The 25,847-nt window shown below is 68.6% G+C and carries 19 protein-coding genes, 2 tRNA genes and 1 riboswitch; of the genes, 7 read left to right on the plus strand and 14 right to left on the minus strand.

Features of this window, described 5'->3' with window-relative positions; translation table 11 throughout:
- Positions 1 to 385: 385 nt before the first annotated feature.
- Positions 386 to 1,150 (minus strand): SDR family oxidoreductase, encoded by a 765-nt coding sequence (locus tag LWW96_RS05960; protein ID WP_291484996.1) that lies wholly within the window; start codon positions 1,148 to 1,150, stop codon positions 386 to 388.
- 192 nt (positions 1,151 to 1,342) lie between these two features.
- On the opposite strand from LWW96_RS05960, the gene LWW96_RS05965 reads away from it, so the two are divergent.
- Positions 1,343 to 1,888: a GNAT family N-acetyltransferase gene (locus LWW96_RS05965; RefSeq protein ID WP_291484997.1), complete on the plus strand. Its 546-nt coding sequence runs from the start codon at positions 1,343 to 1,345 to the stop codon at positions 1,886 to 1,888.
- Positions 1,889 to 2,010: 122 nt separating this feature from the next.
- Here the strand turns inward: LWW96_RS05965 and LWW96_RS05970 are convergent, their stop codons facing one another.
- The 3 genes from LWW96_RS05970 to LWW96_RS05980 all read right to left on the minus strand — a co-directional run bounded on the left by LWW96_RS05970 (position 2,011) and on the right by LWW96_RS05980 (position 4,528).
- Positions 2,011 to 2,478 (minus strand): GNAT family N-acetyltransferase, encoded by a 468-nt coding sequence (locus LWW96_RS05970; RefSeq protein ID WP_291484999.1) that lies wholly within the window; start codon positions 2,476 to 2,478, stop codon positions 2,011 to 2,013.
- 33 nt (positions 2,479 to 2,511) lie between these two features.
- Positions 2,512 to 3,933 (minus strand): FAD-binding oxidoreductase, encoded by a 1,422-nt coding sequence (locus LWW96_RS05975; protein WP_291485002.1) that lies wholly within the window; start codon positions 3,931 to 3,933, stop codon positions 2,512 to 2,514.
- 193 nt (positions 3,934 to 4,126) lie between these two features.
- Entirely contained in the window at positions 4,127 to 4,528 is a 402-nt protein-coding gene (locus LWW96_RS05980; protein ID WP_291485004.1) for a DUF2069 domain-containing protein, read from the minus strand.
- Between the two features lie 21 nt (positions 4,529 to 4,549).
- On the opposite strand from LWW96_RS05980, the gene LWW96_RS05985 reads away from it, so the two are divergent.
- Positions 4,550 to 5,821, plus strand: coding sequence for a YihY family inner membrane protein (locus tag LWW96_RS05985; protein WP_291485006.1), 1,272 nt, complete (start codon positions 4,550 to 4,552; stop codon positions 5,819 to 5,821).
- 61 nt (positions 5,822 to 5,882) lie between these two features.
- Here LWW96_RS05985 and LWW96_RS05990 read toward each other — a convergent pair whose 3' ends face one another.
- The 3 genes from LWW96_RS05990 to LWW96_RS06000 all read right to left on the minus strand — a co-directional run bounded on the left by LWW96_RS05990 (position 5,883) and on the right by LWW96_RS06000 (position 8,612).
- Positions 5,883 to 6,242: an Mpo1-like protein gene (locus LWW96_RS05990; RefSeq protein ID WP_291485008.1), complete on the minus strand. Its 360-nt coding sequence runs from the start codon at positions 6,240 to 6,242 to the stop codon at positions 5,883 to 5,885.
- A 152-nt stretch (positions 6,243 to 6,394) separates the two neighbouring features.
- Positions 6,395 to 7,213 carry an alpha/beta hydrolase gene (locus LWW96_RS05995; protein ID WP_291485010.1) on the minus strand — a complete coding sequence of 273 codons (819 nt, stop codon included), beginning with the start codon at positions 7,211 to 7,213 and terminating at the stop codon, positions 6,395 to 6,397.
- 85 nt (positions 7,214 to 7,298) lie between these two features.
- A complete protein-coding gene (locus LWW96_RS06000; RefSeq protein ID WP_291485012.1) occupies positions 7,299 to 8,612 on the minus strand; it encodes an O-acetylhomoserine aminocarboxypropyltransferase in 1,314 nt (437 codons plus the stop codon).
- A gap of 104 nt (positions 8,613 to 8,716) precedes the next feature.
- On the opposite strand from LWW96_RS06000, the gene LWW96_RS06005 reads away from it, so the two are divergent.
- Positions 8,717 to 9,166 carry a CBS domain-containing protein gene (locus LWW96_RS06005; protein WP_291485014.1) on the plus strand — a complete coding sequence of 150 codons (450 nt, stop codon included), beginning with the start codon at positions 8,717 to 8,719 and terminating at the stop codon, positions 9,164 to 9,166.
- A 33-nt stretch (positions 9,167 to 9,199) separates the two neighbouring features.
- On the opposite strand, the gene LWW96_RS06010 is transcribed toward LWW96_RS06005, so the two are convergent.
- On the minus strand, positions 9,200 to 11,437 hold the full coding sequence (locus LWW96_RS06010) for an EAL domain-containing protein (RefSeq protein WP_291485016.1): 2,238 nt from the start codon (positions 11,435 to 11,437) through the stop codon (positions 9,200 to 9,202).
- 125 nt (positions 11,438 to 11,562) lie between these two features.
- Here LWW96_RS06010 and aroC point away from each other — a divergent pair, with 125 nt between their 5' ends.
- Entirely contained in the window at positions 11,563 to 12,660 is a 1,098-nt protein-coding gene (gene aroC / locus LWW96_RS06015; RefSeq protein ID WP_291485018.1) for a chorismate synthase, read from the plus strand.
- A 141-nt stretch (positions 12,661 to 12,801) separates the two neighbouring features.
- Positions 12,802 to 14,607 (plus strand): bifunctional metallophosphatase/5'-nucleotidase, encoded by a 1,806-nt coding sequence (locus tag LWW96_RS06020; protein WP_291485020.1) that lies wholly within the window; start codon positions 12,802 to 12,804, stop codon positions 14,605 to 14,607.
- A 156-nt stretch (positions 14,608 to 14,763) separates the two neighbouring features.
- Here LWW96_RS06020 and nrdR read toward each other — a convergent pair whose 3' ends face one another.
- From nrdR to LWW96_RS06035, 3 genes are all read right to left on the minus strand, one after another.
- The gene (gene nrdR, locus LWW96_RS06025) at positions 14,764 to 15,213 is read right to left on the minus strand and encodes a transcriptional regulator NrdR (protein ID WP_291485022.1); all 450 of its coding nucleotides are present in this window, start codon (positions 15,211 to 15,213) and stop codon (positions 14,764 to 14,766) included.
- Positions 15,214 to 15,231: 18 nt separating this feature from the next.
- Complete coding sequence (glyA, locus tag LWW96_RS06030) at positions 15,232 to 16,476, minus strand: serine hydroxymethyltransferase (RefSeq protein ID WP_291485024.1); 1,245 nt, start codon at positions 16,474 to 16,476, stop codon at positions 15,232 to 15,234.
- A gap of 35 nt (positions 16,477 to 16,511) precedes the next feature.
- A riboswitch (ZMP/ZTP riboswitch) is annotated at positions 16,512 to 16,663 on the minus strand.
- Positions 16,664 to 16,726: 63 nt separating this feature from the next.
- On the minus strand, positions 16,727 to 17,566 hold the full coding sequence (locus LWW96_RS06035; RefSeq protein ID WP_291485026.1) for a lytic transglycosylase domain-containing protein: 840 nt from the start codon (positions 17,564 to 17,566) through the stop codon (positions 16,727 to 16,729).
- 929 nt (positions 17,567 to 18,495) lie between these two features.
- Between LWW96_RS06035 and LWW96_RS06040 the strand changes: the two genes are divergently transcribed.
- Positions 18,496 to 21,216: a DUF349 domain-containing protein gene (locus tag LWW96_RS06040; protein WP_291485028.1), complete on the plus strand. Its 2,721-nt coding sequence runs from the start codon at positions 18,496 to 18,498 to the stop codon at positions 21,214 to 21,216.
- 149 nt (positions 21,217 to 21,365) lie between these two features.
- On the opposite strand, the gene LWW96_RS06045 is transcribed toward LWW96_RS06040, so the two are convergent.
- Positions 21,366 to 21,450: transfer RNA gene (locus LWW96_RS06045), tRNA-Leu, on the minus strand.
- Between the two features lie 198 nt (positions 21,451 to 21,648).
- Positions 21,649 to 21,733 (minus strand) — tRNA-Leu (locus tag LWW96_RS06050).
- Between the two features lie 19 nt (positions 21,734 to 21,752).
- Between LWW96_RS06050 and rnr the strand changes: the two genes are divergently transcribed.
- On the plus strand, positions 21,753 to 24,089 hold the full coding sequence (gene rnr, locus LWW96_RS06055; RefSeq protein ID WP_291485030.1) for a ribonuclease R: 2,337 nt from the start codon (positions 21,753 to 21,755) through the stop codon (positions 24,087 to 24,089).
- A 189-nt stretch (positions 24,090 to 24,278) separates the two neighbouring features.
- Here rnr and LWW96_RS06060 read toward each other — a convergent pair whose 3' ends face one another.
- The gene (locus LWW96_RS06060) at positions 24,279 to 25,838 is read right to left on the minus strand and encodes an NAD(P)H-hydrate dehydratase (RefSeq protein WP_291485032.1); all 1,560 of its coding nucleotides are present in this window, start codon (positions 25,836 to 25,838) and stop codon (positions 24,279 to 24,281) included.
- Positions 25,839 to 25,847: the final 9 nt, after the last annotated feature.

Genomic DNA, 25,847 nt, shown 5'->3' on the forward strand with positions numbered 1-25,847 from the left:
TCGGCTGCAACGCGCGATAAACCGGTCTCGCGCGGTGCTACCTCCTGCGCCCAGGGGGCCACCCTGGGCTTGTCGGTAGCACCACGCGATCCTCGGTTTTCGCGCGTTTCGCTTCGATGCCTTCTGCCGCGCAGACTCCTAGGCCCCCCGCACCGGAGGGCTGCGGGGGCTGCGCGCGGGAGGCTGGGAGGCGTGCTGCGTGACGGTGCCGGCGGCGTGCTTAGGAAACCTCTGCACGAATCACCGCGCCGTGGGCATCTGCGGCCTCGGGCGGTCTGCTGCGTTGCAAATCCTCGCAATAGCTGCGGCTATTGCTGCGTTTTGCGCCTTGCAGCCCCTCCCGATCCGCAGTGCCCACTTGCCGCTCGATTCGTGCAGAGGTTTCTTAGGTGCGGTTAATCGACACCCCGCCGTCCACCAGCATGGCGGTGCCGGTCATGAACGACGACGCGTCCGAGGCCAGGTACAAGGCCGCCTGGGCCAGTTCCTCGGGTTGCGCAAGGCGCTTGAGTGCGTGCAGGCTGGCCACCTGGGCCAGCGCTTCGGGGCTGCCGTTCATGGCGTGGGCCATGGGGGTGAGGGTGCCGCCGGGCAGCAGCGCGTTCACCCGCACGCCTTGCGGACCCAGTTCGGCGGCCAGGGCCTGGGTGAGGCCGATGAGGCCCGCCTTGCTGGCGGCATAGGCGGCCACGCCGGGGAACCCTACCGTGTGGCCCACGAAGGTGGAGGTGAACACGATGGAGCCGCCGCCGCGTTGCAGCAGGGCGGGAATCTGGTGCTTGGCGCCAAAGAAGGCGCTGGTGAGGTTGGTGTCCAGCGCGTCCTGCCAGCCGGCGGCCGAGATGCCGGGCGTGGGGCCGCTTTCGCCCAGGGTGCCGGCGTTGTTGAAGGCGATGTCCAGCCCGCCGAAGTGCTCGACCGCCTGCGCCACCAGGCGCTGCGCGAACGACTCGTCCCGGACGTCGCCGGCCACGCTGTGCGCTGCCCCGCCGGCGGCGCGGATCTGCTGCACCAAGTCGTCCAACGCGCCTTGGCGCCGTGCGCCCACCACCACGGACGCGCCGTGCTGCGCAAACAGCAGTGCCGCGGCGCGTCCGATGCCTGAACTTGCGCCCGTCACGATGGCCACTTTGTCCGCCAATACCTTCATGGATCTGCTCCTGTCGAAAATGAGGTGAAGGCAACGCTGCGCAAAGACGAATTCAGCGCCGCCCGAAGCAAGAAAGTCCGGTGCAGAGTCTCGGCAGAATGCATGGCAGCGTCGCGCCGGATCCGGACCTGCGATTGGGCGATGCGGGGCGGGCGCCACCCCTTGGCGCCAAGAAACGAGGAGCGCACCAGCATGGGCCTGTCTCCCCCCGCGCCGCCTGAGGGCGCTGTGGCCGCATTCACCATCCACCGCGTAGCGGAGCCCTTGCCGGGCCTCGCTGTGCAGGCCTGCGCCGTGGTGCGTGAATCCATCACCCGCTGCTGCGCGGCCGACCATGGCGACGACCCGGCCGTGCTGGGCGCGTGGCTGGCGAACAAGACGCCTGCCCAGTTCACCGCCTGGCTGTCTGCCCCCGGCGCGATGGCCTGGGCCGCTTACCGCGGCGAGGGCGTGGATGCAGACGCAGGCGTACACGCGCCCATGGTGGGCTTTGCCCTGCTCTTGCCTCCGGCCACGCTGGCGCTGTGCTATGCGGTGCCCGCGGTCTTGTACCAGGGCGTGGGCCGCGCGCTGCTGCAGGCGGCGGAGGCGGGGGCCCGGCAGTGCGGAGCGCCGGTCCTGGCGCTGGACAGCACGCGCACGGCGCAGGGCTTTTACCGCCGCAATGGGTATGCACCGGCGGGGGCGGCGAAGGCCTGGGCCGGGTTGTGGGCGCAGCCCCTGAGCAAGCGGCTCTGACCGGCGTGCACCGCTGCGGACGCTGCCGCGCGTGCCGGACGAAATTTCAGCAAAAGGCAGCTGAAAGCGCCTGTTTGCAAGCGCTGGCAGCTATTGTTTTGGTAGTGAACTCCAGGCTGTCGTCACAGTTCCTGCGCGTACACGATGAACCCGTGGTGCTTGGCGAGCTTGTCGTACAGCAGGCGGCCGGCAGCGTTGGTCTCGTGCGTCTGCCAGTACACGCGTGAGGAGCCGGCAGCGCGTGCCGCGGCGTACACGGCCTGGATGAGGGCCCGCCCCACGCCCCGGCCGCGCGCAGCTTCGCGGGTGAACAGGTCGCTGAGGTAGCACACGGGCTGCAGGCGCGTGGTGTTGCGGTGAAAGAGGTAATGCGTGAGGCCCAGCAGCTGGCCGCTGCCGGCGTCCTGCGCCACCAGGCCGAACACCGGTTCTGCCGGATCGTGCAGCCGCTGCCATGTGGCTTCGGTGATGGGCTCCGGCAGTGCCGTGGCGCCAAAGCGGCCGTAGAAGGCGTTGTAGCCGTCCCAGAGCGGGCGCCAGGCGGCGTAGTCGCCCGGCGAGACGGGACGCACGGAAACTGCGGCGGGCATGGGTGGGGCTTTCGGTGGTGGAGGGCTTTCGTCTCAGGCCTTTTGCAGCACCCGACCGGGGTTCATGATGCCCTGCGGGTCCAGCGCCTGCTTGATGGCGCGCATCATGCCGAGCGCCACGGGCGACTGGTATTTCTCCAGCTTGTCGGCCTTGAGTTCACCAATGCCGTGTTCGGCCGAGAAGGAGCCGCCGAACTCGGCCACGGCTTCGTAGACCAGGTGGTTCACCTGCGCTTCGTGCTCGCGCAGGAAGGCCTTGGCATCGCCCTCCGCCGGGGCCTGCACGTTGTAGTGCAGGTTGCCGTCACCCAGGTGGCCGAAGTTGACCAGGCGCACGCCGGGAATCTCGCGCTGCAGCACTGCGTCGGTGTGCGCCACGAAGGCGGGGATGCGCGAGATGGGCACCGAGATGTCGTGCTTGATGTTCAGGCCCTCTTCGGCCTGGGCCAGAGGGATGCTCTCGCGGATGTGCCAGAGTTGGTGCGCCTGCGTGAGGTTTTCGGCCACCACGGCATCGGTCACGCAGCCCAGTTCAAACGCCGTCTCCAGCAGCGATTCAAAACGCGCGCGGGCATGTTCTTCGGATTCGCTGTCGGAGTTCTCCAGCAGCACGCACCACGGTGCATCGTCCTGCCCCAGGAAAGGCACGCGCAGCTGCGGCATGTGCTTGCCCACCAGGCTGAGCGCAAACTGCCCCATCACCTCGAAGCCCGTGAGGCCCGCGCCCAGTTGCTTGTGCGCCAGGCCCAGCAGGGCCACGGCGTGCTCCATGGAGGGCACGGCAGCCCAGGCGGTGAGCTTGGCGGCGGGCTGGGGGTAGAGCTTCATTGTGGCCGCGGTGATGATGCCCAGCGTGCCCTCGCTGCCGATGAACAGGTCGCGCAGGTCGTAGCCGGTGTTGTCCTTGCGCAGGCCCTTGAGGCCGTCCCACACCTCGCCCTGGGGCGTGACCACCTCCAGGCCCAGGCACAGCTCGCGGGTGTTGCCGTAGCGCACTACCTGCGTGCCGCCGGCGTTGGTGCCCAGATTGCCGCCGATGGTGCAGCTGCCCTCGGCCGCGAGGGACAGCGGAAACAGCACCCCCGCGTTGCGCGCCACCTCCTGCAGGTTCTGCAGGATGCAGCCGGCCTCCACCGTCATGGTGAGGTTGTCGGTGTCCACGCTGCGCACGGCGTTCATGCGCGTGAGGCTCAGCACGACCTGTGTGCCGGATTCGTCGGGCGTGGAGCCCACCGCCAGCCCGGTGTTGCCACCTTGCGGCACGATGGCGGTGCCGCTGGCAGCGCAGGCTTTCACCACGGCGGCGACCTCGGCGGTGCTGGCCGGGCGCACCACGGCCAGGGCCTTGCCGCGCACGCGGCGGCGCCAGTCCTGTTCCCAGGCGGTGAGGTCGCCCTCGGTGATCACATGGGTGGGGCCGACGATGGCGCGCAGGGTGTCGATGAGTTGGGTCATGGTTTGGATTGCGTCGATGTCAGTGATTCAGCAGCCTGTGAAACCGGCACGGCTTGAGCGAGTGCGGCCGCGCCAGGGCCGCCAAGCCGCGCATGCGGAGCTTCGCTCGCGTGCGCTAGCTGCGTTCCCCTGCCCGCATGGCACAGCCAAGCGAGAGCGGTGGAAGGCCCGAAGGGCCTCAGGGGTGTGGGGGTCATTTCCTTGCATTGCGCTGGCGCAGCCGCACGTGCAGCGTGCAGGCGGTGAACAGCAGCAGGCACAGCGCCACCTCGGCCCAGGCCAGCCATTGCGACGGGGGCTTGTCGCCCCAGCCGCGCACCACGCCTTCGATGAAGTACAGCCAGATCACCAGGCTCACCCAGCGGTAGGTGTACATGCGGTTCTTGAGGATGCCCGCGAGCGGAATGCACAGCGGCAGCGCCTTGACGGCCAGCCACGAGCCGCCGGGCCGCACCGGCGCCAGCGCCAGCTCCCACGCCAAGCACAGCGCCACCAGCGCCAGCAGGCTGCCCGCGGCCAGCCAGCGGGTGGCGGCCACGGCCGGCGCGGGAGGGGTGGATGCGGGCAGGGGCGGGGTGGCTGAGGATGCGGTCATTGGGCTGGCATCATATCGGCCATGTCCTTGACCTTACAGACAGCGGTGCAGCGCTTTGAAGCGCTGGTGGCCGAGCTGTCGCACTTTCCCTGGCGCACCACCGCGCAAACGCTGCGCGAGCGCTTCCGCGAGGACCATCTGGGGCTCACGGCCAGCAGCCTCACCTTCACCACCATGCTTGCGCTGGTGCCGTTCTTCACCGTGGCGCTGGCGGTATTCACGGCATTCCCCATCTTTGGCAAGCTGCAGGGGGCGCTGCAGACGTGGCTGGTGACCAGCCTGGTGCCCGACAGCATCTCGCGCCAGGTGCTGGGCTACCTCAGCCAGTTTGCCGCCAAGGCCAGCGGGCTGGGCGTGGCGGGCTTTTCCATCGTGATGGCCACGGCCTTGGCGCTGATCCTCACCATCGACCGCACGCTCAACGATATCTGGCGCGTGCAGCGCCTGCGCCCGCTCGGCCAGCGCGTGCTCATCTACTGGGCGGCCATCACGCTGGGGCCGCTGCTCATGGGGGCCAGCCTGGCGCTCACCTCGTATGTGATGTCAGCCTCGGGCGGGCTGGTCAAGCGGCTGCCGGACGGCGTGCAACTGCTGTTCGACTCGATCCAGTTCGCGGTGCTGGCCGGCGGCATGGCGTCGCTCTACCACTATGTGCCTAACACGCCGGTGAAATGGCGCCATGCCTGGACGGGCGGGCTGTTCGTGGCGGTGTGCATCGAGGCGGCCAAGAAGGTGCTGGCCCTGTACCTGGGCACCGTGCCCACCTATTCGGTGGTGTATGGCGCGTTTGCCACGCTGCCGATCCTGCTGGTGTGGATCTACGTGGCCTGGGTCATCGTGCTGCTGGGCGCGGTGGTCACTGCCTACCTGCCCAGCCTGCTGGCGGGCGTGGCGCGGCGCGGCACGGTGGCAGGCTGGACGTTTCAGCTGGCGGTGGAGGTGCTGCAAGAACTGCACCGCGCCCGCCAGTCCCCCGCCAAAGGCCTGCGGCCGGGCCAGCTGGCGCAGGCGCTGCGGGTGGATGGCCTGCAGCTGGAGCCCGTGCTGGAAGCGCTGACCGCGCTGGACTGGGTGGGCGAGGTGGCGGACACCGCGGCCCAGGGGGCCTCGGACGAGGGGGAGCCGCGCTGCATTCTGCTGGCCGACCCGCAATCCACCCCGCTGGCGCCCCTGGTGCGCCGGCTGCTGCTGGAGCGCGCGCCCAGCCTGGGGCCGTTGTGGCAGCGCTCGGGGCTGGAGTCGCTGCGGCTGGCAGACGTGCTGGGCGACGTGCCAGCACCGCAGTTGGCTTGAATTTGCTATTATTTTGGTAGCTGCTTGCGCTTGATGGGCGGGCGCTGCAGCCTGATTTTGTTCAAAATGGGACTTTGCGCGTCCACAGATCCTTGTACATCACCCAGTCGCCCATGAAGCTGTAGAGCGGGCGCTTGAAGCTGGCGGGCTTGTTCTTTTCAAACCCGAAGTGGCCCACCCATGCAAAGCCGTAGCCGCACAGCAGCCCGTACAGCAGGTACTGCGGCTTGCCGGTGGCCACCAGCATGCCCAGGCAGACCAGGCTGAGCGTGGAGCCCACAAAGTGCAGCCGCCGGCAGGTGCGGTTGCTGTGCTCGCTGAGGTAGAACGGGTAGAACTCCGCGAAGGTCTTGAAGGTGCGCGGATCGGGCTTGCCGTCGGCGGCGGAGGCCGGTGCAGGGTGGGGTGTGCTGAGGTCCATGGCGTTGTCTCCTTCGTGGGGTGGCCGGGCCGGAAGGGGCCGGCCTCGCCAGCTGCGCAGTCTAGGGCCCCGGGGAATCCCCGCACCGTCGCATGGCCGACATTCGGGGGTGGGGAAAACCCAGGGGCTCCTGCGCGGCGCGTGCGGGCGCCTCAGCGCGCGAGGAAGTCGCGCAGCGCGAACAGCGTCTCCTCCGGCGCCTCGGTCATCTGGTTGTGGCCCACGGGCAGCTGCGCCACCTGCACCTGCTGGCCGGCCGCCCGGGCTGCGTTGATGAGGCCCTGCGCGGCCTTGGGCGCCGTCATCTGGTCCTGGCTGCCCAGCGCAAACAGCACCGGGCAGGTGAGCTGGGCCATGGCCGCCTCGCCGCCCGCGTAGCTGTCGCACGCCACAAAGCCGCGGTGGAACACGTTGACGTGGGGGTTGCTGCGCAGCACCTTGCGCCCCAGCGCCATGCCCGCGCCAAACACCCAGGTGCCCGGGCCGATGGCCGAGGGCGGCGCGGCCAGCGTGCTGCGCGAGAACACGTTGACCATGCGCAGCGCCTTCTCAGGATCGGTTTGGGAGGCGTCGATGAGCGCGGGCGAGACCTTCATCGGGAAGGCCGTGCCCACCAGCACCAGGTGGCTGATGCGGTCCTTCAGGCGCGCGGCCGCTTCCATGGCGATCAGCGAGCCCCAGCTGTGGCCCACCAGCGCCGCGCGCTGCAGGCCCGCGGCATCCAGCAGCGCGCCGATGAAGTCCGCGCCTTGCTCCACCGTGGCCGGCGCATCACCGCCACTCTTGCAGTGGCCCGGCAGGTCGATGGCCAGCACGTTCCAGCCGTGGTGGGCCATGTAGCGGCTTTGCAGGGCCCACACGCTGTGGTCGTTGAGCACGCCGTGGATGAACACCACGGTGGGCTTGGCGGCATCAAAAGGCTTGCCCCCGGTGTAGCAGTAGATGGCGGCTCCGTTGACTTGGATGTGCATGGTCAGGCCTCCCGCCGGGCCGCCCCAAGGGAGGCCTGCGCCCCCTTGGGGGGCAGCGAATACACGAAGTGAAGAGCGTGGGGGTTCATGGGTTTCCTGCCTTTTCTGCGGCTTTCAGGGCGCGCTTGAGGTCGTCGATCAGGTCGTCCGCATCTTCGAGGCCAATGGACAGGCGGATCGTGCCCTGCGTGATGCCGGCATTTGCCAGCGCCTCGTCGCTCATGCGGAAGTGCGTGGTGCTGGCCGGGTGGATCACCAGGCTGCGGCAGTCGCCCACGTTGGCCAGGTGGCTGAAGACCTTGAGCGTTTCGATGAACTTCTTGCCTTGCGCGCGGTTGCCCTTCAGGTCGAAGCTGAACACCGAGCCCGCGCCGCGCGGCAGCAGCTTTTGCGCCAACGCGTGGCTGGGGTGCGAAGGCAGCAGCGGGTGGCCCACGCGCGCCACGAAGGGCTGCGCCGCCAGGAACTCCACCACCTTCTCGGTATTGCGCACATGCCGCTCCATGCGCAGCGGCAGGGTCTCGATGCCCTGCAGGATCAGCCAGGCCGTGTGCGGGCTCATGCACGCGCCAAAGTCGCGCAGGCCCTCGCGCCGCGCGCGCAGCAAAAAGGCGCCCACGGTGCTTTCTTCGGTGAACACCATGTTGTGAAAGCCGTCATAGGGCTGCGTCAGCTCGGCAAACTTGCCCTGCGACTTGGGGCCGTCCCAGTCAAAGCTGCCGCCGTCCACCACGATGCCGCCCACCACGGTGCCGTGGCCCGAGAGGAACTTGGTGGCCGAGTGGTAGACCAGGTCGGCGCCCAGCTCCAGCGGCTTCATCAGCCAGGGTGAGGTGAGCGTGGAGTCCACCAGCAGCGGCACGCCGGCCTCGTGCGCGATGGCCGACACGGTGGGAATGTCCAGCACGTCCAGGCCGGGGTTGCCCACGGTTTCGCCAAAGAACAGCTTGGTATGGGGCCGCACGGCGGCGCGCCAGCCGTCGATGTCGCCGGGCTTCACAAAGGTGGTTTCGATGCCGAAGCGCGCCAGCGTGTAGTGCAGCAGGTTTTGCGAACCGCCGTACAGCGCTGTGCTGGCCACGATGTGGCTGCCCGCGCCCATCAGCGTGGCCACGGCCAGGTGCAGGGCGGCCTGGCCGCTGGCGGTGGCGATGGCGCCCACGCCGCTTTCGAGCGCGGCCACGCGCTGCTCCAGCACGGCGTTGGTGGGGTTGCTGATGCGGCTGTACACATGGCCGCCGCGTTCCAGGTTGAACAGCGACGCCGCGTGGTCGCTGGACTCGAACACGAACGAGGTGGTCAGGTGGATGGGCGTGGCGCGTGCGCCGGTGGCGGGGTCGGGGCTGGCGCCTGCATGCAGCGCCAGCGTGTCAAAGCCGGGGTCGGAATAGCCGGGCATCGGGGTGTCTCCCATGTTGTCAGTGCAGCGGGGATTGTGGGCTATATTCCCATCGATCATTCAGACTGCGGCACGCGCCGCTGCCCCCTCGGAGACCCAGCACCATGAAAGTCAGCGACATTCTTCGCGTCAAAGGCAACACCCTGTACACCGCCACGCCGGACGAGCCGCTGTCGGGTGCGGTGGCGGTGATGGCCGAGCGGGATATTGGCTCGCTGGTCGTCATGGAGCACGGCGACCTGGTGGGCATGCTCACCTTCCGGGAAGTCATCCAGGCCCTGGTCAAGAACGGCGGCAGCGTGGGCACGATGCTGGTGCGCACGGCCATGGACGATGCGCCTCTGACCTGCACGCTGGAAACCGACATGGACGAAGTGCGCCGCATGATGCTGGACCGCCATGCCCGCTACATGCCCGTGATGGACCGCCGCATGCTCATGGGCGTGATCAGCTTCTACGACGTGGCGAAGGCCGTGGTGGACAGCCAGAACTTCGAGAACAAGATGCTCAAGGCCTACATCCGCGACTGGCCTGAGGAAAAGACCGCGCCCTGAGCCGCGGCGCGCGTGCGGTGCCCGGGCGCCTGTTCAGGCGCTGCCGCGGGCGGTGCGCAGCCAGCCCGCCACGTCCCCGGGCGGCATGGGCTTGCCAAACAGATAGCCTTGCATGACGGGGCACCCGTGCGCCTGCAGCCATTGCTGCTGGCCCGGGGTTTCCACGCCCTCCGCCACCACCACCATGCCCAGGCTGTGGGCGATGCTGAGCACCGAGACGGTCAGTGCGCGTGCGGTGGAACTGGTGGTGAGGTCGCGCACGAAGGCCATGTCCAGTTTCAGCTCGGAAATCGGCAGGCGGTGCAGGTAGCTCAGGCTGGAGTAGCCGGTGCCAAAGTCGTCCAGCGACAGCTTGAAGCCCCTGTGGTGCAGCGCTTCGATGTTGGCGCGCGTCACGGGGCGCGCGTCCATCATCACGCTCTCGGTAATCTCCAGGAGCAAGTCGTGGGGGCGCAGCCCGTGCCGCTCCAGCGCGGCGCAGACCTGCTGCGCAAATTCGGCCTGGTGGAAGCTGCGTCCCGACAGGTTGACCGCCACGCAAGGAATCCCGTGCCCCGCCGTGCGCCAGGCGGCCAGCTGGGCGCAGGCCTCGTCCAGCAGCCACAGCGTGAGTTCGTGGATCAGGCCCGCCTCTTCCGCCACGGGGATGAACTGGCTGGGCGGCACCAGGCCCCATTCCGGGTGCTGCCAGCGCGCCAGGGCCTCCAGCCCGTGCAGCGTGGTCGGTGACGAGCTGAGGACCTGCGGCTGGTACTCCAGGAACAGGCTGCGGGCCGCCAGCGCCTGGCGCAGGGCGCGCTCCATTGCCGCGCGCTCCTGCGCACACCGGTTCATCTCGGCGCTGAACAATTGCAGGCTGTGCAGGTGGTCGCTCTTGGCCTGGGCCATGGCCTGGCCCGCGTGGCGCAGCAGCGTGTCGATGCCGTCGCCGTCGTCCGGAAACATGGCAATGCCGATGCTGGCCCGGCAGACATGCGCCTGCCCGGAAATCTCCATGGGGCGGGCCAGTTCCTCCAGCAGGCGGTGCGCCGCCTGCACGGCCTGGTCGGTGCCGCAGTCCGACAGCAGCAGCACGAACTCGTCGCCCGCCAGGCGTCCCACCAGGTCCCGTGCGCGCAGGCATTGCGTGAGCCGGTTGGCCACCTCGCACAGCAGCGCGTCGCCGGCGGCATGGCCCTGGGTCTCGTTCACTTGCTTGAAGCGGTCCAGGTCAATGAACAGCAGCGCACCGGGCAGGCCGTCCTGGCGCAGGCCGGCCAGTGCGCGCTCGGCGCTGGTGCGGAACATCGCGCGGTTGGGCAGGCCGGTGAGTTCGTCAAAGAACGCCAGCTGGTGAATGCGCTGGCGGGTGGAATGGCGCTCGATGGCCACGGCGCACAGGTGCAGGCAGACATCCACCAGTCGGTGGTGCAGCGCGTCCGGGCCACGGGGCTCGCGGAAGTAGAACGCGAAGGTCCCCACCACCTTGCCCCGGTGGTCGCTGATGGGGCTGGACCAGCAGGCTCGCATTCCGCTGGGCGCAAACAGGTCGCGGTAGTCCGCCCACAGGGGATCGGTGGCAATGTCCGTCACCACCACGGGCTCGCCGCGGTAGGCCGCGGTGCCGCACGAGCCGACGTTCGGACCGATGGCCAGGCCGTCGAGCGCCCGGCAGATGTCTGCCGGAAGGCTGGGTGCTGCCAGCGGGTGCAGCAGGCCCTGTTCATCCACGGCCAGGATGGACGCCGTGACCTCGGGGGCGATGCGTTCCACCTCGCGGCAGACCAGTGCCATCAGGTCGGTCAGCGGCAGTTCGTTGACCATGCCCTCCAGCACGCGCTTTTGCAGCACTTCGTGCATCTTGGTGAGCGTGATGTCCGTGAGCAGGGTGACGCTGCCGCCCGGCCCGCCGGAGGCCTCGTCGGACGCGTTGATCATCATCGACACCCAGCGGGGCTGGCCGGACTTGCTGTAGAGCAGGGTCTCGACATGGAAATGCCCCTGCGCCTGCAGGCCGCTGTGGATCTCGCCCAGCAGTCCCGGGTCGGAGTGGGGGCCCAGCAGCACATCGCTCAGGTACTGGCCCAGCACTTCGCCGGCGCCGAATCCGAACAGGCGGGTAAACCCCCCGTTCACATAGACCACCCGCTTGGCCGCGTTGCTCAGCACGATGGCGTTGTCGCTGGCATCCAGCGCGCAGCGCAGGGGCGCATCCCCCAGGGGCGGCGGCAAGGGGACGCTGCTGCGCGGAGCCGGGGCAGGGGCGGGCGGTGGCGGGGAAGAAAGCGGCATGGGCGTCCCGAAGTGGCTGCTGCATGCTAGCAAGCGCCTGCGCGCGTGCCAAGCGCGTTTGTGGCAAGGCGGGGCGGGCGCCTGGTCCCCGTTGGGTGGCGGCTGCTCTGGGATAATCCCGCGCCATGAGCGGCAATACCTTTGGAACCCTATTCGCAGTCACCAACTTTGGTGAATCCCACGGCCCGGCCATCGGCTGCGTGATCGACGGGTGCCCCCCCGGCATGCCGCTGGAGGAGGCCGACATCCAGGCCGACCTCGACCGCCGCCGCCCCGGCACCAGCCGCCACGTGACGCAGCGCAACGAGCCCGACGCGGTGGAGATCCTGTCGGGCGTGTACCAGGGCAAGACCACCGGAACACCCATCGCCTTGCTGATCCGCAACACCGATCAGCGCAGCAAGGACTACAGCAACATCGCCGAGAGCTTTCGGCCGGGCCATGCCGACTACACCTACTGGCACAAGTACGGCATCCGCGACCCGCGCGGCGGCGGCCGCTCGTCCGCCCGCCTGACCGCGCCCACGGTGGCGGCCGGAGCCGTGGCCAAGAAGTGGCTGGCGCTGCGCCACGGCGTGCAGTTCCGCGCCTGCATGACGCAGCTGGGCGAGCTGCCCATCCCGTTCGAGAGCTGGGACCACGTGCAGCGCAACCCCTTCTTCGCCCCCGTGGCCGATGTGGCCGCGTACGAAGACTACATGGATGCCCTGCGCAAGGCCGGCGATTCGTGCGGCGCCCGCATCCGGGTGCAGGCCACGGGCGTGCCGGTGGGGCTGGGCGAGCCGCTGTACGACAAGCTGGACGCCGATATCGCCTACGCCATGATGGGGCTCAATGCCGTCAAGGGGGTGGAGATCGGCGCGGGGTTTGCCAGCGTGGCGCAGCGCGGCACGACGCATGGCGACTCGATGGCGCCCCAGGGGTTCCAGAGCAACAACGCGGGTGGCGTGCTGGGCGGCATCAGCACCGGCCAGGACATCGAGGTGAGCATTGCCATCAAGCCCACCAGTTCCATCATCAGCCCGCGCCAGTCCATCGACATCCACGGCAACAGCACCGAAGTCGTCACCAAGGGGCGCCACGACCCCTGCGTGGGCATCCGTGCCGCGCCCATCGCCGAGGCCCTGCTGGCGCTGGTGGTGATGGACCACGCGCTGCGCCACCGGGCGCAGTGTGGCGATGTGGCGCCGCCCGTGCCGCCCATCCAGGCCTCGTTTCTTTAAAAAGGGGCTCAGGGCGGCCGGCACCGGCAGGCAAGGCGGACAGGCAGGGCGCGCAGGAATGCGCGCCTTTTTGTTGTGGCGTGAAGCAGGGAAAAAGAAGGGGAAGTCATGAACCGTTGGGGGGCTCTGGCAGCAAGGAGCATGCACGAAGGGTGTGGCAGGACGGCTCGGGTGGCCACGGTGTACGTGGCGGCGGCCCTGCTGGCGGGGTGCGGGGCTCTTGCGCCCGTGCCCGCGCCGGTGCCCGAGGCTCGGCCGGACCATCTCGACATCACGCTCATCGGCTTCAACGACCTGCACGGCAACCTGGAGCCGCCGCGCATGGCGCACACGGTCCCCGGCCCTGCGGGGCCGGTGGCCGTGCCCGCGGGCGGCATGGCGTACCTGGCAAGCGCCATTGCGGCCCTCAAGGCCCGTGGCCCGCACCATGCCGTGGTCTCGGCAGGCGACATGGTGGGCGCTTCGCCGCTGGTGTCCTCGCTGTTCCTGGACGAGCCCACGATCGAAGCCGTCAACACCATGCGCATCGACTTCAATGCCGTGGGCAACCACGAATTCGACCGCGGCTGGCGTGAGCTGCTGCGCCTGCAGCAGGGGGGCTGCGAAAAGTTCACCGCCCGCCAGCCGTGCCAGATCCGCCAGCCCTTCGCGGGCGCACAGTTTGGCTTCCTGGCTGCCAATACCGTGCGGGAGGAGGACGGCCGCACGCTGCTGCCGGCCACCGGCCTCAAGCGCTTTGAACAAGGCGGAGCCACGGTGACGCTGGGGGTGATCGGGCTCACGCTGCGCGCAACCCCGTCCATGGTCAGCCCGGCCGGGGTGGCGGGCCTGCGGTTCGAGGACGAGGCCGCCACCGCCAACGCCCTGGTGCCGCAGCTCAAGGTCCAGGGCGCCGATGTGATCGCCGTGGTCATCCACGAGGGCGGCAGCACCACGGCGGGCGTGCAGGAGACGAGCTGTGCCGGCCTTTCGGGCGACATCGTGCCCATCCTGGAGCGGCTGGACCCCGCCGTGGATGTGGTCGTGTCGGGCCATACCCACCAGGCGTATGTGTGCGACTACAGCCGCGTGAACCCGGCCAAGCCCTTCCTGCTGACCAGCGCCGGCCAGTACGGCACGTTGGTCACCGACATCCAGCTGCGGGTGGACACCCGCACGCGCCGTGTGGTGCGCAAGGTGGCGCGCAACGTCATCGTGCAGGGCGAGGCGTTCACCGGAGCGCAAGGCCGGGTCCCCATGACCAGCGTGGTGCCGTCCTTTGCGCCCGACCCCCAGGTGCAGTCGATCATCGAAACCTACCGCGCCGCGGCCGTGCCCCTGGCGCAGCGGCCCGTGGGCCAGGCGGCCGGGCCGCTGCGGCGCACGCCGTCGCCTTCGCACGAAAGCGCGCTGGGCAATCTGGTGGCGGATGCGCAGCTGCATGCCACGCGGGCGCCGGAGCACGGGGGCGCCCAGCTGTCGTTCATGAACCCTGGCGGGCTGCGGGCCGACCTGGTGCCCGACGGGCAGGGCCTGGTGCGCTACGGGCAGCTCTACGCCGTGCAACCCTTTGGGAACCAGCTCGTGGTCAAGACCTTCACGGGGGCGCAGATCCGCGCCGTGCTGGAGCAGCAGTTCGCCAGCGGCAGCAACACCGTGCAGCGGCCGCGCGTGCTGTCGGTGTCGGAAGGGTTTTCGTACCGGTACGACCTGTCGCAGCCGCCCGGCGCGCGCATCAGCGCCATGGCGCTGCACGGCGCGCCGCTGCGCGATGACATGCCCGTGCGGGTGGTGCTGAGCAGCTACCTTGACAGCGGCGGGGACCACTTCACCGTGCTGGCCCAGGGCCAGGAGCGCAGGGTGGGGCCGCTGGACCTGGACGCGCTGGAGGCTTACTTCCGGGACCGCAGCCCGGTGGCCGTCCCGGCCCTGGGGCGCATCACGTCCGCGGGCCGCACCGCGCACTGAGCGGCCGGCGGGCTGGCGGTGGCTGGCGGTGCACAGACGTGTGCGCCGCGTTTTAAAGAAAAAGTGCCGCTAGCGCCCGTGGATAGTGCGCAAGCAGCTATCAAAAAATGAGCGTTTGGAGGCCGCGCCGCCGTCCGGCCCGGCGGCGCGCCGCACTTACTTGCGGACTTCGTCCACCATCGCGCGGAAGTCGTCGATGTCCTCGAAGCTGCGGTACACGCTGGCAAAGCGGATGTACGCCACCTTGTCCAGCTTTTTGAGCTCGCGCATCACCAGTTCGCCGATGCGGCTGGAGAGCACTTCGCGCTGGCCCAGGTTGAGCAGCTTTTCCTCGATGCGCTCGATGGCGGTGTCGATCTGCGTGGTGCTCACCGGGCGCTTGCGCAGCGCCAGGTTGAACGAGGCGAGCAGCTTGCCGCGCTCGTATTCGATGCGCCGGCCATCCTTCTTCACGATGGCCGGGAAATTCACTTCCGGCCGTTCGTACGTCGTGAAGCGCTTGTCGCAGGCGCTGCACTGGCGGCGGCGCCGGATGAAGTCCCCGTCTTCAGACACCCGTGTTTCAACGACTTGCGTCTCCAGGTGGCTGCAGAAGGGGCACTTCATGGGAGCGCAGACGCTGGGTTAGCGGTAGACGGGGAAGCGGGCCGTCAGTGCGTTGACCTTCTCGCGCACGGCGGCAATGTTGGCCTCGTCGCGCGGGTTGTCCAGCACATCGGCGATCAGGTTGGCCGTGATGCGGGCCTCTTCTTCCTTGAAGCCCCGCGTGGTCATGGCAGGGGTGCCAATGCGCACACCGCTGGTCACCATCGGCTTTTCCGGGTCGTTGGGGATCGCGTTCTTGTTGATGGTCATGTGGGCGGCGCCCAGCACGGCCTCGGCTTCCTTGCCGGTGATGCCCTTGGCGCGCAGGTCCACCAGCATCACGTGGCTTTGCGTGCCGCCGCTGACGATGCGCAGGCCGCGCTGGGTCAGCGTCTCGGCCACCACCTTGGCGTTCTTGACCACCTGTTCCTGGTAGGCCTTGAACTCGGGCGTCAGCGCTTCCTTGAACGCCACGGCCTTGGCGGCAATCACGTGCATCAGCGGGCCGCCTTGCAGGCCGGGGAAGATGGCGCTGTTGATGGCCTTCTCATGCTCGGCCTTCATCAGGATGATGCCGCCGCGCGGGCCGCGCAGGCTCTTGTGGGTGGTGCTGGTGACCACGTCGGCGTGCGGCACGGGGTTGGGGTACACGCCGGCCGCGATCAGACCGGCATAGTGGGCCATGTCCACCATGAAGATCGCGCCGATTTCCTTGGCGATCTTGGCGAAGCGGGCGAAGTCGATGTGCAGGCTGTAGGCCGAGGCGCCAGCCACGATCAGCTTGGGCTTGTGCTCGCGGGCCTTGGCTTCCATAGCGTCGTAGTCGATCTCTTCCTTGGCGTTCAGGCCGTAGGAGACCACGTTGAACCACTTGCCCGACATGTTCAGCGGCATGCCGTGCGTCAGGTGGCCGCCTTCGGCCAGGCTCATGCCCATGATGGTATCGCCGGGCTTGAGGAAGGCCAGGAACACGGCCTCATTGGCAGAGGCGCCGCAGTGGGGCTGCACGTTGGCAGCGTCGGCGCCGAAGATCTTCTTCACGCGGTCAATGGCCAGCTGTTCGGCCACGTCCACGTGCTCGCAGCCACCGTAGTAGCGCTTGCCGGGGTAGCCCTCGGCGTACTTGTTGGTCAGCTGGGTGCCTTGCGCCCACATCACGGCGGGGGAGGCGTAGTTCTCGCTGGCGATCAGCTCGATGTGGTGCTCTTGCCGGGCGTTTTCGGCCTGGATGGCAGCAAAGAGTTCGGGATCGGTCTGTTCGACAAGAATTTTGCGGTCGTACATGATTGGCAGTCCTATGAACTTGTGTCCCTTGAAACAAGGGCTGCCCAGGCGAACGGCTGAACGCAGCGGGTGGCCCGTGCGGCACGCTTCCCAGTGGTTAACAAGAAGTGGCTTCTTGCTGGTTTCCACGTCAGCGGCAACATCCTGTGTGTGGATGCAGCGCCTATCGCCAGTCGCGTACCCCGCTAGTGTATCCCACACCTCGGCGGGCGGATTGTCTTGAGCAGCTTCTTAGAACGTAAACACGTTCTTACAGCCCGGAGAGCATGGCAACCTTGTCGCCGTGCAGCGGCGCCGCGGTGGCCGGGGCTGCCACCGGCACCGACAGCGCAGGCGCCTGGGTGGACAGCACGGGCGGCGGCGCGGTCGGCATGGAGCGGCCGTTGGCCACTTGGCGCAGCCGGAAATGCTCGGCCATCACTTTCGCCGCATAGCCGCCATCGTCGGCCTGGTTGCCCGCACCCACATAAAAGCGCAAGCCGCCTTCGACCGAGCCGGCGCGGGCGATGCACTCTTGCAGCACCTTCGCGCCCACGCGCAGGTTGCTCACCGGGTCGAACGCCGCAAACTGCCCGCCAAAGTTCTGGTACTTGTCCGTGTGGACCGTGGTCATGACCTGCATGAGCCCCTGGGCGCCCACCGCGCTTTGCGCGAAGGGATTGAAGCTGGACTCGATGGCCATGATGGCCAGGATGAGCGTGGGGTCGATCTTGGTGCGCGCACCAATGTCATAAGCCTCGGACACGAGAACGCTCAGCGGCTCGGGCGCGACACGGTACTTCTTGCTGAGCCAGAACGCGACGGCCGCTTGCTCCTTGGGCAGATCCTTGGGATTGCCCGCCGTGGCGCGTTCGCTGGCCTCCGGCTCGATGGGCATGCCCAGCATCTGGACCTGGCGCGCCTGCAGCCAGTTCATCAGCTCGGTTTCGCCGGCTTCGCGCAAGTCGGGCCGTGCCGTGAGGGTGATCACGACAAAAGCCACAGCCAGGCCGATGAGCGCAAAGCTGTTGTGGGTGATTTCAAGAAAACCTTCGGTCACATCGGACACAAAAGTCCGCACGCCGGAGATCAATTTTCCTGACGCTGTCATAGCTCTTCCTTTCTGAGGCACCGCAAAAGCGGGGCCGCCCTGGAGGGCGGTCGGGTCTCTGCGGGTCGCCTGGATTGGTACGCCATCAAGTGCGGCGGCTCATCTGCGATGGGCGTGGGGCCTGCACTGACTTAGCCGGGGTCGGCAGCGAGGGTAGGTGGTTACCAGCCCCGGTTTTTGGGGCTGGCGGATTCTAGAAGTTCACTAAATGCAGAGTCAATACTAACATTTCAATTTTTAAGATCGATAAGTTATGAAAAATCTGTAAGAAAACCCAGGTTTTGGGCGTAAAAAGGCTGCGGGTTTCCGTGTGTCGGCGTGGCCCGCTTGCCAAATTCAATCGCCCCTTCAGACACCATTGAAAACGCGGGTTGAGTTGGCTTGCGGGGTTTGGTAAGGTGCAGGTGCCTGTAGTTTTCAGGCATCGCCAGACGAAGTCAGTCTCCCTCCGATGGGCATGCAGTGCCCCTGGTGCAGCAGGCGCGGCTTTCCCTGGCAAACCCCTGGAGGCAATACCTTGCCTCCCCGCCATGTGGACGTTCATCTCCGCATGCGGACTGATGGCAAAGACCGTTGTGTCAGCCGTCAAGCCCGGTGGGCAGGCCTTGAGCCCCGCCCACCGGGCTTTCTGTTTTTCACGCCAGCCTTCTGCGGCAGCCTGCGGCGGAAGGCGAGGCGCGTGGTGATAATGGAGCGGCGCGCTCGCGCTGCAGCCGATTGCCCGGCTGGGAGCCGTGCCGGCCCACAGTCGCCGCGCAGCAGTTTTGTGCCAGGTCACTCTCTCGGGCCGGGCGTGCGCACGCCGCGCCGCCTGGAGGCCAAACCCGGTGAAAATAGCAGCTTTGTGACCCTGGCGCTGGCTAGTCAGCCGGGGTGGCCGCAAGGCCGCGCCCTGGGTGGCGCGCCTTCCTTTGTCATCCACTGGACCCATGTTTCCTTTTTTTTCCCGCAGCAAAATGTCCGACGCATCTGAAGTGAACCCGGCCCCGGCCAAAACCCATGAGCCGCATCCACTCGATGCGCTGACAGGCGGCGCTTTTTCCGCCGCCACCTCCGGGGAGCGGGCCTCCCGCATTCGCGAGTGGCTGGCCACCCAGCCCGCGCCCGAGCAGCTGCAGGAGGTGTTCAAGGAGCTGAGCGGACGCGACAAGGGGGCTGCGCGCGCTGTGCGCGAGCGCCTGGACGAACTCCGCCGCGCCAAGGGCCAGGAGGTGATTGCCGCGGAGTGGGCGGAAAAGGCGCAGGCCTTGCTCGCCGCGCCCAAGCTCAATATTGCAGACGCCCTGGCCTGGCAGCGCGACGCCGCGAAGGCGGGAGCGCCGCTGTCGCGCGAGCCGCTGTCCGTGCTCAAGGTGCAGCTGTCCGACCGCGTCAAGGTCATCGAAGACCTGCAGCACCGCGTGCAGGTGCAGCGCGAGGCCGCCGTGCTTCTGGCGCAGCGTATTGAAGTGCTGTCCACCAAGCCCTGGCGCGACGCCCAGGGCGCGGTTGACCTGTTGCGCGCTGACGTGGCCCGCTGGCAGGAGCAGGCGCAGGAACTCGTGGGCGATGCCAGCTGGGTGAGCGTGGAAGCACGCTTTCCGCCGCTGCTGGACGCCTCGCGCACCCAGTTGCTGGTGGTGTGGGATGCTTTCCAGGCGGCACTGGCCCAGGCCGCCGCCGCGGCGGAGGATGCCAACGCACCGCTGCCTCCCGTGCCCGTGTGGGCGGACGAGCTGCGGGCTGCGCGCGGGCTGCCCACCGAGGCAGCGCTCGCCGCGGCAGCTGCGGCACCCAAGGCTCCGCGTGCCGCCAAGCCCAAGGTGGCGCCCGAGGTGGTCGAAAAGGCCGTGCAAAGCGTGCGGGAGGCCCTGGCCGTCCTCGAAAAGGAAACCGCCGAGGGCCATGGCAAGGCCAGTTCCGGCGCCGCCGCGGCCTTGCGGGCCGTGCTCAAGGTCCATGGCCGGCACATCGACAACGCCCTGGAGCAGCAGGTCCACACGGCGCTGGTGGCTGCAGGCGAGTTGCAGGGCTGGCAGCGCTGGAGCGCCGACCAGGTCCGCGAGGAACTGGTGGCCAAGGCCGAGGCACTGCTCAACCGCCCCGAGGGCCAAGCCCTGGGCGGCCGCAAGATGCAGGAAACCTTGCGCGCCCTGCGCGACCAGTGGAAGCAGGCAGATCAGGGCGGCGCGCCCAACCATGCACTGTGGAAGAAGTTTGACGAAGCCTGCAATGCAGCGCACAAGGTGGTGGAGGTGTGGCTGGACAAGATCCGCACCGAGGCCGCCGAGCACAAGGCGCAGCGCCTGGCGCTGATTGAAGAGGTCAAGGCCTGGGCGCAGGAACACGGCGCCTCGGGGGACTGGAAGGCCATCAACCGGGCGCTGCACCAGTTCGGAGACCGCTGGCGCGAGGGCGGCCACGTGGGGGAAAAGATCTTTGCCGAGTTGCAGCCCCTGTGGAAGCAGGCCATTGCTGCTGCGGCGGCGCCGCTCGAAGCAGCCCAGAAGGAAAGCCTGGCCCGCCGCCACGCGATGATCGAAGAGGCCACTGCCCTGGGTGCTGCGGCGGCCCTGCGCATTGATGCGGTGAAGGCCCTGCAGCAGCGCTGGCAGGCGGAGGCCCAGTCGGTGCCGCTGGACCGCAAGCACGAGCAGAAATTGTGGGATGCGTTCCGCAAGCCGATCGACGAAGCCTTCCACCGCAAGTCGGCGGACCGCGAACGTGCCGACACCGAATTGAGCGTGCGTGACCGTGCGGTGCTTGACGCTTCCAAGGCGCTCGAAGCGGCCAACGCGACCGGGGACGCCCAGCAGATCCGTGCGGCCATGCAGGCCCTGGAGGCCGCGCTGCGCGGACAAGCCCAGGCGCAGGAGGCCGCGGCGGCGGCTGCGGCCACTTCCAGCGGCGCGTCCGCTGCACCCGCCGAACCAGCTGCCGAGGGCGCCGCAGAGAGTGCGGAGCCATCGCAGGCGGCTGCTGCGGCCCCTGCCAAGCCGGCGGTGCGGCCCGTGGTGGCGGTGCGGGGCGATGATCGCCCGGGGATGAAAAAAGACGCGCCGGCGCCGGCCGGCCGCGGCGCGCGCCCCGGTGACCGCCGTGACGGCCGCCCTGGCGACCGTGACGCCGGCCGTGGCGCGCGGGCGGAAGGCCGGTTTGGCGACCGCGGCGGCCGCTTCGGCGATCGAGGTGCAGCCCAGGAAGACCGTGGCCCCCGCCTGGGCGATGCGGCGTTCCGAGCCCAGCGGGAGGCCATGGAGCACGCACAGCTGGCGTTGAAGAAGCTGGCGGCGCAAGCCCATGGCGAGGCGCTGACCCAGTTGCTGACCGCCTGGGAAAAGCGCGATGCGGCCCTGGTGCCCGCAGCGGCCGACCTGGGAGGCGCTGTGGCGGCGCCGGCGCGCAGCGCCTGGGTGCAGGCCCTGTCGTCCGGCCCCCAGGGGGACGCGGCAGAAGCGCTGTTGCGCCTGGAAATGGCGGCCGAAGTGCCCACGCCCGCGGAGCACATTGCGGCCCGGCGCATGCTGCAACTGCAGCTGCTGACCCGCCGCAACGACCCCGCACCCGCGCAGACGTGGGGGCAGGACGTGGCCCGGGTGCTGGCCAGCGCCAGCGACGCGGGCAGCGCCCGCCGTTTGCAGAATGTCCTGAAGGCGCTGCTGCGCAAGTAGGGCGCCGGCCAGCCGGTCGGGGAATGGAGGTGCCGCTGCCGGGCGGCGGCACCGCGCTGCATCAGGGGGGGGGCGCCCGATGGCCTGATGCCCCAACGGCCGTGCAAAAGCAAAAAAGCCGCTGCGGATGCAGCGGCTTTTTAATGTTGTGGTGCCCAGGAGAGGACTCGAACCTCCACGATGTTACTCGCTAGTACCTGAAACTAGTGCGTCTACCAATTCCGCCACCTGGGCTTTCAGATCAGCCTCGAATTATAGAGCAAATTTTTCGGTGGTTTGAAAACTTGCCGAAGAAATTCTGAAAAAGTGCGAACCGCCGTGTTGGGTGGGCTCCTGCCTCGGTGCGGAACGCCGGGGACCACAAAGCAAAAAGCCGCTGTGGTCGCAGCGGCTCTTTAATTTTGAAAACCTGCATCAGGCTCTCGTTAAACTTGGTGCCCAGGAGAGGACTCGAACCTCCACGATGTTACTCGCTAGTACCTGAAACTAGTGCGTCTACCAATTCCGCCACCTGGGCATTTCAGGAAAGACTTAGATTGTATATCAAAAAAACCATCCCCGGATCGCAACCGTCTGCGCATGTGTCGCAAGAGATCGAAGGCAGCGTGCAGGGGCACCGTGATGGGCACGGGTTCGTCATCCGCGACGACGGCGAAGGTGACATCTACATCCCCCCCAACGAAATGCGGGCCGTGCTGCACAAGGACCGGGTGCGCGTGCGCATCGTGCGGCAGGACCGCCGCGGCCGCCCGGAAGGCCGCGTTGTGGAAATCATCGAACGCCCGCCGCAGCCCATCATTGGCCGGCTGCTGCAGGAAAGTGGCGTGTGGCTGGTCGCGCCGGAGGACAAGCGCTACGGCCAGGATGTGCTGATTCCCAAGGGCGCGACGGGCGCCGCCAAGCCGGGGCAGGTGGTGGTGGTTGAATTGACCGAACCGCCCGCCCTGTTCGGCCAGCCCGTGGGCCGCATCACCGAAGTGCTGGGAGAAGTGGATGACCCCGGCATGGAGATCGAGATCGCCGTGCGCAAGTACGGCGTGCCGCACGAGTTTTCCGAGGCCTGCCTGGCCGAGGCGAAGGCGCTGCCCGACAAGGTGCGCGCACAGGACAAGAAGCGCCGCGTGGACCTGACCGATGTGCCCCTGGTCACCATCGACGGCGAAGACGCCCGCGACTTCGACGATGCCGTGTATTGCGAGCCTGCTAAGGTGGGCCGCAGCAAGGGCTGGCGCCTGCTGGTGGCCATTGCCGACGTGAGCCATTACGTGGAGACCGGCAGCCCCATCGACATCGACGCCTACGACCGCGCCACCAGCGTGTACTTTCCGCGCCGCGTGATCCCCATGCTGCCCGAGAAGCTCAGCAACGGCCTGTGCTCGCTGAACCCCGAGGTGGAGCGCCTGTGCATGGTGTGCGACATGCTGATCACCGCCAAGGGCGAGATCCACGCCTACCAGTTCTACCCGGCCGTGATGTTCAGCCACGCGCGTTTCACGTACACCGAGGTGGCGGCCATCCTGGCCAACACGCGCGGGCCCGAGGCCAGCAAGCGCAAGGACCGCGTGAAGGACCTGCTGAACCTGCACGACGTGTACCGAGCACTGCTGATTGCCCGCCAGCAGCGCGGCGCGGTGGACTTTGAAACGACCGAGACGCAGATCGTCTGCGACGAGAACGGCCGCATCGAGAAGATCGTGCCCCGCACCCGCAACGACGCGCACAAGCTCATCGAAGAGGCCATGCTGGCCGCCAACGTGTGCAGCGCCGACTTCATCGCCCAGGGCGGCCAGCCGGGCCTGTTCCGCGTGCACGAAGGCCCCACGCCGGAGAAGCAGGAGATCCTGCGCAACTACCTCAAGGCCATGGCCGTAGGGATGACGATCGGCGACAACCCCAAGCCGGCCGAGTTCCAGGCCATTGCCACGGCCACCAAGGAGCGGCCCGACGCGCAGCAGATCCACACCATGCTGCTGCGTTCCATGCAGCAGGCCATCTACACGCCCATCAACAGCGGCCACTTCGGCCTGGCGTTCGAGGCTTACACGCACTTCACCAGTCCCATCCGCCGCTATCCGGACCTGCTGGTGCACCGCGTGATCAAGGCCATCCTGAACAAGACCCGCTACCAGCTGCCCACGCTGCCCACGCCGGGCGAGGCCCATGCCAAGCTGGCCAAGCGCCTTGCCGCGCGCGTGGCGGCCCCGGGCACCAAGCTGCGCCGCGAAGACGCCAAGCCGGCCAGCCGCGACACCCAGGCCTGGGAGGCCGCCGGCCTGCACTGCAGCGCCAACGAGCGCCGCGCCGACGAGGCCAGCCGCGACGTGGAAGCCTGGCTCAAGTGCAAGTACATGCGCGAGCACCTGGGCGAGGAATACAGCGGCGTGGTCAGCGCCGCCACCAGCTTCGGCATCTTCGTCACGCTGGATGCGATGTATGTGGAAGGGCTGGTGCACATCACCGAACTGGGCGGCGAGTACTTCAAGTTCGACGAGGCGCGCCAGGAACTGCGCGGCGAGCGCACGGGCATCCGCTACTCCATTGGCACCCGCGTGCGCGTACAGGTGAGCCGCGTGGACCTGGACGGCCGCAAGATCGACTTCCGCCTGGTGCGCGAAGGCGAAGAGCTGCTGGGCCGTGCGCTCAAGGACAAGGGCATGGGCAGCGAGGGTGGCAGCGGCGGTGCCCGCAAGGCTGGGGGCGGGCGCAAGGCCGGCAAGGCCGACAAGCCTGCGGCCCCCAGTGCCTCCGAATTGGCCGGTCTGACGCGCGAGCGCGCCGCGCGTTCGCCAGCGCCAACGCGCAAGGCGCCCGCAAAGATGCCGGCCGCCGGCAAGCCCGGCAAGGGCAAGGCGCGCAAGCCACGCCGCGGGTGAACGGCGGCTGAGAGCCCATCCAGGCGCGAGATTCGCTATTGTTTTTATAGCTGCTTGCGCTTGATGGATAAGGCCTGGAGGCCATTTTCATCCCTGTTCCGACTCCCGGGGCGGCTCTGCCGTCCCTCCCTGCGCTGCGGGCGCCAGGCGGCGCAGGGTCTGCGCGCCCTGCGGGAGGGGCGTGGCGTGTCAGAGGGAGGCTGCGGTGCTGCCCAGGTGCTCCGCCGGCCCCGCGTGCCGCGCCAGTTCGCTGGCCGTGAGTGCGCGCCCCGCAGGCCAGTGGTCGGCGATCTGTCCGTGCCGGTACACCGCTTCGCTGGCCGCGCGGAAGCTGCTGGCGCCTGCCGCCAAGCCAGCGCCCACCATGCCTGCCAGCACATCGCCCGTGCCCGCTGTGGCCAGCCGCGCATTGCCGGTGGGGTTGATGGCAGGGATGCGGTCGGGTGCGGCGATCACGGTGCCGGAGCCCTTGAGGACTGCCACGCAGTTGAACTGCGCCGCCAGTTGCCGGGCGGCGCCCAGCCGGTCGGCCTGCACCTCGGCTGCGGTCAGGCCCAGCAGGCGCGCGGCCTCCAGCGGGTGGGGGGTGAGCACGGTGCTCTGCCCGTGCTGGCCGCGTGCCACCACCAGCGCGTGCAGCGCGGCCTGGTTGGCGATGGTGTTGAGCGCGTCGGCGTCCAGCACCAGCCGGGCTGATCGGGTCAGAACCTCTGGCAGCATGGCCGCAACCGCCTGGCCTCCGCCGCAGCCACAGACCACCGTGAGCTGCTCCAGTGCCAGGGCGTCAAAGCGCCGGAACATCAACTCCGGCTGCAGCGGATCGATCTCCTGGTGGCCCTGGTCGAGCAGCGCCACCAGCACCCGCCCTGCGCCGCCGTGCAGCGCGGCCGATGCCGCCAGCAGACCGGCGCCCGCCATGCCGAGGCCGCGCGCGGCAAGCCCTTCGCCGCCCACCACGGCCACGTCGCCGTAGGTGCCCTTGTGGCTGGCGTGGGCGCGCGGGGCCGGCGCTGCGGGGCCGCACAGCCAGGCGCTGGGAGGCTCGTTGCCGGCGGGCACGCCCAGGTCGTCGCACCAGACCTGGCCCGCCGCATCCCGCCCGGCGGCGGTGAACAACCCGGGCTTCAGGGTGAGCAGGCTCAGCGTGTACCGCGCCGGGCGCACGGACGGCGTGGGGTGGAGCGGGGTCTCGGGGGCCAGGCCGGGGGCGAACTGGCCGGTGTCGGCGTCCAGCCCGCTGGGCAGGTCCACGGCCAGGACCGGGGCCGCGGCGTGGTGCAGTGCCCGCAGGCAAGCCTGCAGCCGCACCGGGGCAGGGCGGGCGGGGGCTGTGGGCGAAGCGCAGACGCCAATGCCCAGCAGGGCATCGATGCACAGGTCGTGGGGGGTGAGGTCGGCCGGCGGCGCATCGGCCCACTGCACGCCCGCCGCCTGCGCCCGGGACCAGGACGCACGCGCGTCGGCGGGGGCGGTGTCTGGCTGGCCCAGCCATGTCACCACCACCTGCCGGCCCGCGCGCTGCAGGTGTGCGGCGGCTTCCAGCCCGTCCCCGCCGTTGTTGCCCGGGCCGCAGGCGATCCAGACCGTGCGGGCGTGGGGCGCCAAGGCCAGCGCCAGCCGCGCAACGGCTTTGCCGGCGCGTTGCATCAAGGTGTGCGGGGGCAGGGTGGCGGCGGCCGCCTGCTCCAGGCGCCGTGTGGCTGCGGTGTCGTGCAGGGGCTGCGGCTGTTGGGCGGTGATGCGGTACATGGGACTCAG

The sequence above is a fragment of the Acidovorax sp. genome, assembly GCF_021287135.1.
Classification (GTDB): domain Bacteria; phylum Pseudomonadota; class Gammaproteobacteria; order Burkholderiales; family Burkholderiaceae_C; genus Acidovorax.